This is a genomic window from Streptomyces sp. SID5910, from assembly GCF_009862125.1.
GTDB lineage: Bacteria > Actinomycetota > Actinomycetes > Streptomycetales > Streptomycetaceae > Streptomyces.
This window is the reverse complement of record NZ_WWHX01000476.1, coordinates 1-6,438: the sequence shown is the minus strand read 5'-3', so window position 1 is coordinate 6,438 and position 6,438 is coordinate 1. Positions and strand designations below refer to the sequence as shown.

The following is a 6,438-nucleotide window of genomic DNA, read 5'->3' as shown; positions in this document are numbered from 1 at the left end:
CGGTTCCGGTGTCCCGCCCGCGGGTCGCGCCGGGCTCTCGTCGGCCGGTGGTCCGGCGTGCGCGCGACGGCCGCGCACGGGCGGCGACGGTGGCGCCTCGGCGCCGGGCACGGGGGTCGTACGGGGTGTGCGCATGGCCTCTCGCTTCTGACTGGTTCGGTGCGGGGCCCGTCGCCGGGCCGCCGCTACCGGGCGGGGCTCTGGACGGGCTGCTGAGCCGAAGCGGACGCCTCGCGCTCCCCCGTGGCCGGGGACAGCGCGACGAAGGCCGAGGTCAGGAACAGGTAGGACCCAAGGCCGACGGCGAGGGGGAAGACGAACTGCATCGCCGTGGCCCCGGGCAGGGCCTCGCCGGACGGTGTGACACGCACGCTCACCGCGAACATGCCGGTGTAGTGCATGCTGCTCACCGCCGCTCCCATGAGCAGGGAGGCGAGGGTGACCGCGAGGGGCGACCTGATGTTGAGGGCGGCCCACAGCGCCGCCGTGGCCGCGACGACGGCGATCACGACGGAGAGGGCGACGCGCGTCGGGTCGTAGCCCACGTCGCCGTGCAGGCGTACGGCGGCCATGCCGAGGTAGTGCATGCTCGCGACGCCGAGCCCCGTGGTGAGGCCGCCGAGCAGGAGCGCTCGTCCGCGGTCACGGCCGTACCCCACCGCGAAGACGCCGGCGCAGACGACGAGCATGGCGACGAGCAGGCTCGCGAGGGTGAGCGGCACGTCGTAGCGGATGTCGGTACCGGCGACCCGGAAGCCGAGCATGGCGACGAAGTGCATCGTCCAGATGCCGGTGCCGATCGCCGAGGCCGCGGTGAGGAGCCAGTTGCGGCGCGAGCGCCCGGTGGCGGCGAGGGCGCGCACGGTGCAGCGCAGTCCGAGGGCGGCGCCGGTGCAGGCCATCGCGTACGACAGCGCGGGGGTCAGCCAGCCCAGGGCGGCGTGGTCCAGGTGTCCCATGGCCCCGGGACGCTAGTCCCGCCGGGGGCGCACAACGGGGGCGCGTTCGAAAGCTGTTGGGATATGACACAGAGTGGTGCGGGAACGATCGCGTCACGCTCGAACGTGTGCGCTGCGGCGTCCTCGGTGCCGGTTGGGGGATCATGCGGACCATGAGCGACGACCACACACACGTCCAGGAGTTCTTCGGGGCCCGCGCCGCCGACTGGGACAGCCGGTTCCCCGACGACGGCCCCGCCTACGCCGCCGCCGTCGCCGAGCTGGGGCTGCGCGAGGGGGACCGGGTGCTCGACGCGGGCTGCGGCACCGGCCGGGCCCTGCCGCCGCTGCGTGCGGCCGTGGGCCCGTCGGGAGTGGTCGTCGGCGCCGATCTGACCCCGGCCATGCTGGAGGCCGCCGTGCGGGCCGGGCGGGACCGGGACGGGGGGCTGCTGCTGGCCGACGTGGCCGCGCTGCCGCTGCGTCCGCGCTCGCTCGACGCCGTGTTCGCGGCGGGGCTGATCGCCCACCTGCCCGACCCGGCGGGCGATCTGCGGGAGCTGGCGCGGGTCGTGCGCCCCGGCGGGGTGCTGGCGCTGTTCCACCCGATCGGCAGGGCGGCGCTCGCGACCCGTCAGGAGCGGCGGCTCACCCCGGACGACCTGCGGGCCGAGCCCAACCTCCGGCCGCTGCTGACCGGTTCCGGGTGGCGCATGACGTCGTACGCCGACGAGGACGCCCGGTTCCTCGCCCTGGCCGTCCGCGAGGGCTGACCGCTCAGGCGCGTCCAGCGACGACCGCCGCGAACGCGTCCGGATTGTCGAACATGACGTTGTGCCCGGCACCCGGCACGGTCACCACCCGCACGCCGGCCGCCTCCAGAGCCCGACGGCCGGCCAGTTCACCGCTCAGTCGACGGCTAACGTGCCGATGTGGCGTACGGGGCAGCCCGCCACGCCGGGGACCGGGCGGGTGCCCAGGTCGGCCAGCCGGTAGCCGTTCGGGTAGCCCTTGACCTCCCAGTTCTGCCGGGCGTGGTGCGGGGCGCGGCGGGGTGGCATGAGGCGGACCGCGCGCCCCCGCAGCCGTACCGCGCGGCGCACGAACGCGCGGGTGGCGGCAGACGGCGGGGTGTAGCGGAAGGCCCGCAGGAGCGGTTCGTCGAGCAGGGCGAGCGTGCCGGTCCGCAGGAGGGGCGCGAGGGGGCCCGGGTACCAGGAGGTCATGAGGTCGAGCGTGGCGTCGGAGACCCGGCGCGCGCCCTCGTCCCACGCGAAGTGCTCCCGCTCGTAGGCGTCGAGGAAGGCCTCGAACTCCTCGTAGGTCTCCGGGATGTCCTTGATGCCCATGTGCCGCCCGAGGGTGCGGTAGTGGACGGCGCAGGCGACGGTCTCGTGGCCGGACATCCTGCGCCATCCGTAGGCGTCGATCCAGCGTTTGGGCATCACGACGAAGGTGCACAGGACGTACCGCATGTCGTCGTCGGCGATGTCGTAACTGCGGTGCATCCCGTTGATGCGGCGGATCGCCGTGCGGCCCTCTTCGCTGCCGAAGCCGTGCTCGACGACGGCGTCGAGGAGCAGCACGGTGTCGTCGTACCGCCTCTGGGGGCGGTCCGTGAGCTCGGCCGTCTCGGCCAGCAGCCGGCCGATGCTCGGCACGGCGTAGGTGCGGTAGAGAGCGAGTTCGAGTGCCCGTGTGAAGTCCCAGGGGAACTCGTAGGCGGAGGAGAGACGGTAGATCTCCGAAGCGTCCCGGTACGGGTCCATCCGCCGGATCTCCTCCAGCCGTTCGAAGCGCTTCACCGTAGCCGTCCCCTTCTGCCGTCGAGGCTTCAACTCTACGTTGAGTAGCGCGAGATGCACGGTCGGCGAGCACGACGGCAGGGGGAGGGTGGTCAGCATGTTCGGCAGGACCCGCAAGGCCTGGGGCAGATGGGTCGACACGCGGCGCGCGGAGGGGAAGGCGGAGAGGGACACGCGCTCGCACAATTTGTTCGAGGCCGCCGCCGCGTACGTCACGGCGTGCGCGGACGACGATCAGGAGGGCATCGACGAGGCCGCGGGCTGGGTGTCGCCGGAGGCCCTGTCGTTCGGGGTGAACGAGCTGGCGTGCCGGGCGGTCGTCGCGCTCGCGCGGGAACGCGGCGAGTCGCCGCGCGACGTGGCCCGGGCGCTGCTCGGGCTTCCGGCGGTGTGACGCGCGCGACCCTCGAACGTGGTCGATTCGCCCCCGTCCAGCCGGAAAACTGCAGCTCGGCCGGGTGCGGGGCTCGTGACAAGGGCCTCCCGGTCGCACTAGGGTGCGCGCCGTTGGACGAACCGATGGGGAGGCTGGGATGGCAGGGACGGAAGAGGACACCGTCGCCGCCGCGGACGATGCGCTCTATGTGCTCACGGCGGTGCTGCTGACACCGGCGAAGTTCCCGAGTGTGCTGGGCGACGACTATCCGGAGGCGTGCGCCGCGCTCGGTCTCCCGCCGCTGGCCGACGGCTACGGTCTGGTGCTCGGCCAGGACGGGGACGGCGCCCGGTGGACCGTCGTCATCGACGACGTCTCGCTGGTCGCCGTCGCGGTGGCCTCCTGGGACTGCGGGATGGAGTACGACCTGTCGCCGGACGAGCGTACGGTCGTCGCCGCCCTGCCCGGCTGGCCCCTGGCGGTCGCCGTGGCGGCCCCGGACGTGCCCGCGCCGCACGACCCCGGCCCCGAGGTGGCCGACCGGCCCCCGCTGGCTCCGCCGGACACCGCGGTGTGGGGGCCGGCCCAGCGGCGCCTGGGTGCCGACGAGATCGCGCTCCAGTGGGCACAGTGGCGGGAGCAGGTCGACGACGCCGACTTCCCGGTGCCGGACGGTGACGCCGAGGGGTCCGGGGGCGCCGAGGGGTCCGGAGGCGCCGAGGGGTCCGGAGGCGCCGAGGAGTCGGGATACTCCGGTCCGGGCGACGGTGCGGGGCAGGAGGGCGGGGCGGTCACGGAGGACGCGGACTCCCCGGATGCCGCGACGCGGGCCGCCGACGCCGCCGCGACGGCAGGTGCTCCGCGGCACGACGGGGTCCGGCGGGTGCTCGCGGAAGCCCGCGCCTACGTCGGCACGCCGCCGCCGCTCGGCCGGGTCCGGTCGTCGTTCGCGCCGGGTGACGCGCGGACCCTGCGCGCCGACGGGCCCGGCTGGTCCCTGGTGGCCAGGACCGACGACATCGCCTTCGTGCTGCTCGACGAGGAACCCGGTGAGGTGCTGCCGGTGGGCCGGGGGCCGGAACTGCCCGGCCTTCTGGACGCCTTGGACAAGATGGCCGTCCGGCCCCTTTGATCCAGGAGGACCCCCGCCGCCTTCTGATCCAGGAGGCTCCCCCGCTGTCTTCTGGCCCAGGGGCTCCCCCGCTGTCTTCAACCTCCATGCGCAGCCCTCCTGCCATGTGGTGCCAACCCATGGATGAGGGCGGAGCGGACCCGCACGATGGGGCGGCCATCGGCTCCACTCCCCCGTCGCGCACCCGGAGGTCCTCCCATGCGTCTGTCCCGTGCTGTCCCGTTGCTCGCCGCCGCGATGACGGCGGCGGCGCTCACCGGACCCGCCCCCGCCGGCGCGGCGGAGGGCGGTGAGCACTGCGGCCGCCAGGAACGCGTACGGGTGCCGGGCGCCGCCGTGCAGCAGAGCGCCTGCCTGGCCGACCTGACGACCACCGGACTGGCGGGCACCGCCTACACGGACCTGGCCGACCAGGCCGGTCTGACGGCCGCGGACACCCGGTCGCCCTCCGGGGTCCCGGGGATCCAGGTCGACGGCTACTTCCCGGACTCCTCCCGCTTCAACACCACGCACGGCTGGCAGCACGACGCGCAGTTCGTGATCCGGTTGCCCGACCACTGGAACGGCGGCCTCGTCGTGACGGGCGCGCCGGGCACGCGCAAGCAGTACGCGACGGACAAGGCGATCTCCGACCGGGCCCTCGCTCAGGGTTACGCCTACGCCGCGACCGACAAGGGCAACAGCGGGGTGGACTTCTACCGGGACGGCGCGCGGCCGGGGGACGCGGTCGCCGAGTGGAACGCGCGGACCACCCAGCTCACCCGGGCCGCCCGGCGCGTGGTGGCACAGCGCTACGGCCACGCGCCGCGCCGCACGTACATGGCGGGCATCTCCAATGGCGGCTACCTCACTCGCTGGCAGCTGGAGAACCACCCGGAGCTGTACGACGGCGGCGTGGACTGGGAGGGCGCGCTGTGGACGGCGGACGGCCCCAGCCTGCTCACCTCCTTGCCGACGACGGTGGCCCGCAGCCTCGGTGCGGCGCGGGACGAGGACATGTACGCGGCCGGGTTCGCGCGCGGCTCCGAGTTCCTGTGGCCGTACCACGAGAAGGCCTACTGGGGCCTGACCCAGAAGATCTACCGCGCCGAGTTCGACCCGGCCTACGATCCCGCCTGCCCCGGTCCGTCGGCCGGGTCCTCGCTGGAGGAGATCCTGGCGCCGTGTCCCGCCGACGCGACGTACGACTACGCGGCACGTCCCGCGTCCGTCCACCGTGCCGTGGCCCGGGTGGCCCTGACGGGCCGCGTCGGAAAGCCGCTGATCACCCTGCACGGCGACCTCGACGCCCTGCTGCCCCGGGCCGCCGACTCCGACGTGTACGCGCGCATGATCGACGCGAGCGGACGGGGCCGGCTGCACCGCTACTACACGGTCCAGGGCGGCACCCACGTCGACGGGCTCTACGACACCCATCCCGCGAGGCTGCGTCCGATCCTGCCCTGTTTCCGGTCGGCGTTCGACGCCCTGACCGGATGGGTGGAGCGGGGCACCCCGCCGCCCGCCGACCACACGATCGGCAGGCCGGCGGACGGCGACGTGGTCGACTCCTGCGACCTGACCGAGGGCGCCGGGGCGCGGCGCTAGCGCGTCAGCGGCCGAGCTCCTTGCGCGTGACGCGGCGCAGCCTGCGCCGCTGCGAGGGGTCCAGCGTGAGGTACGCGGCGGCCGGGACTCCGAGGATGATCAGCAGGGCGGCCCACCAGGGCAGCCAGATCAGCAGGACGAGTCCGGCCGCCACACCCCCCGCGGCGATCTTGGCGTTCTTCGACATGGTGCGCCTCCTTCGCGGCCACTGCCGCTCTCTGTCGTGGAAACGGGCCCGCGCTTCCGGCAGTTCCGGAACTCGCCCCTGAGAGACCCCTGAGACCGGACCCCGAGGCAACCCTGAGGAACCGTCGGCGACGGCGGCCGAAAGGCACCTCCCTCCAGATAGTGACCCACACCACAGCGAAGCGACACCCGCAGCGCCTGCGTTCATGTACAATCGGCGACCGCGACCGCACTAGTCAAATTTGAGGAATACGTCATCGCTGCGCAGACGACCGTCCCGGAAACCGCCTTTCCCACGTCCGAACTCGCCCGATGCTGCGCCGTGTTCATACCCGGCGACCCCGCCCGTACCGGCACGGTCGCCTTCTGGCGGCCCGACGGCGAGGACCCGCCGCCGGTCCGGGCCGCGTCCGT

The 6,438-nt window shown here is 73.8% G+C and carries 7 protein-coding genes and 1 pseudogene; 4 read left to right on the top strand and 4 right to left on the bottom strand.

Going from position 1 to position 6,438, the window contains the following annotated elements; all coding sequences use genetic code 11:
* Positions 1-185 precede the first annotated feature (185 nt).
* Positions 186-959, bottom strand: a complete 774-nt coding sequence (locus GTW67_RS16840) for an MHYT domain-containing protein (RefSeq protein ID WP_161165642.1) — start codon at positions 957-959, stop codon at positions 186-188.
* 152 nt (positions 960-1,111) lie between these two features.
* Between GTW67_RS16840 and GTW67_RS16835 the strand changes: the two genes are divergently transcribed.
* Positions 1,112-1,711 (top strand): class I SAM-dependent methyltransferase, encoded by a 600-nt coding sequence (locus GTW67_RS16835; RefSeq protein ID WP_161165641.1) that lies wholly within the window; start codon positions 1,112-1,114, stop codon positions 1,709-1,711.
* A 4-nt stretch (positions 1,712-1,715) separates the two neighbouring features.
* Here GTW67_RS16835 and GTW67_RS16830 read toward each other — a convergent pair.
* Both GTW67_RS16830 and GTW67_RS16825 read right to left on the bottom strand, forming a co-directional pair.
* Positions 1,716-1,853 (bottom strand): annotated as a pseudogene (locus GTW67_RS16830) (alpha/beta fold hydrolase); the annotation flags it as partial.
* On the bottom strand, positions 1,847-2,743 hold the full coding sequence (locus tag GTW67_RS16825) for an oxygenase MpaB family protein (protein ID WP_161165640.1): 897 nt from the start codon (positions 2,741-2,743) through the stop codon (positions 1,847-1,849). The gene GTW67_RS16825 and the pseudogene GTW67_RS16830, both read right to left, overlap by 7 nt.
* A 97-nt stretch (positions 2,744-2,840) precedes the next feature.
* Here GTW67_RS16825 and GTW67_RS16820 point away from each other — a divergent pair, with 97 nt between their 5' ends.
* From GTW67_RS16820 to GTW67_RS16810, 3 genes are all read left to right on the top strand, one after another.
* The gene (locus GTW67_RS16820; protein WP_161165639.1) at positions 2,841-3,137 is read left to right on the top strand and encodes a hypothetical protein; all 297 of its coding nucleotides are present in this window, start codon (positions 2,841-2,843) and stop codon (positions 3,135-3,137) included.
* Between the two features lie 139 nt (positions 3,138-3,276).
* Positions 3,277-4,251: a hypothetical protein gene (locus tag GTW67_RS16815; RefSeq protein ID WP_161165638.1), complete on the top strand. Its 975-nt coding sequence runs from the start codon at positions 3,277-3,279 to the stop codon at positions 4,249-4,251.
* Positions 4,252-4,449: 198 nt separating this feature from the next.
* Entirely contained in the window at positions 4,450-5,838 is a 1,389-nt protein-coding gene (locus GTW67_RS16810; RefSeq protein WP_161165637.1) for a tannase/feruloyl esterase family alpha/beta hydrolase, read from the top strand.
* A 4-nt stretch (positions 5,839-5,842) separates the two neighbouring features.
* On the opposite strand, the gene GTW67_RS16805 is transcribed toward GTW67_RS16810, so the two are convergent.
* Positions 5,843-6,025, bottom strand: a complete 183-nt coding sequence (locus GTW67_RS16805) for a tail-anchor membrane protein (protein ID WP_161165636.1) — start codon at positions 6,023-6,025, stop codon at positions 5,843-5,845.
* Positions 6,026-6,438: the final 413 nt, after the last annotated feature.

What these genes read in the sequence shown, in the direction of transcription:
- GTW67_RS16815 (WP_161165638.1), top strand. Translation starts at nt 3,277, where the DNA reads ATGGCAGGGACGGAAGAGGACACCGTCGCCGCCGCGGACGATGCGCTC.
- GTW67_RS16835 (WP_161165641.1), top strand. Translation starts at nt 1,112, where the DNA reads ATGAGCGACGACCACACACACGTCCAGGAGTTCTTCGGGGCCCGCGCC.
- GTW67_RS16820 (WP_161165639.1), top strand. Translation starts at nt 2,841, where the DNA reads ATGTTCGGCAGGACCCGCAAGGCCTGGGGCAGATGGGTCGACACGCGG.
- GTW67_RS16840 (WP_161165642.1), bottom strand. Translation starts at nt 959, where the DNA reads ATGGGACACCTGGACCACGCCGCCCTGGGCTGGCTGACCCCCGCGCTG.
- GTW67_RS16810 (WP_161165637.1), top strand. Translation starts at nt 4,450, where the DNA reads ATGCGTCTGTCCCGTGCTGTCCCGTTGCTCGCCGCCGCGATGACGGCG.
- GTW67_RS16805 (WP_161165636.1), bottom strand. Translation starts at nt 6,025, where the DNA reads ATGTCGAAGAACGCCAAGATCGCCGCGGGGGGTGTGGCGGCCGGACTC.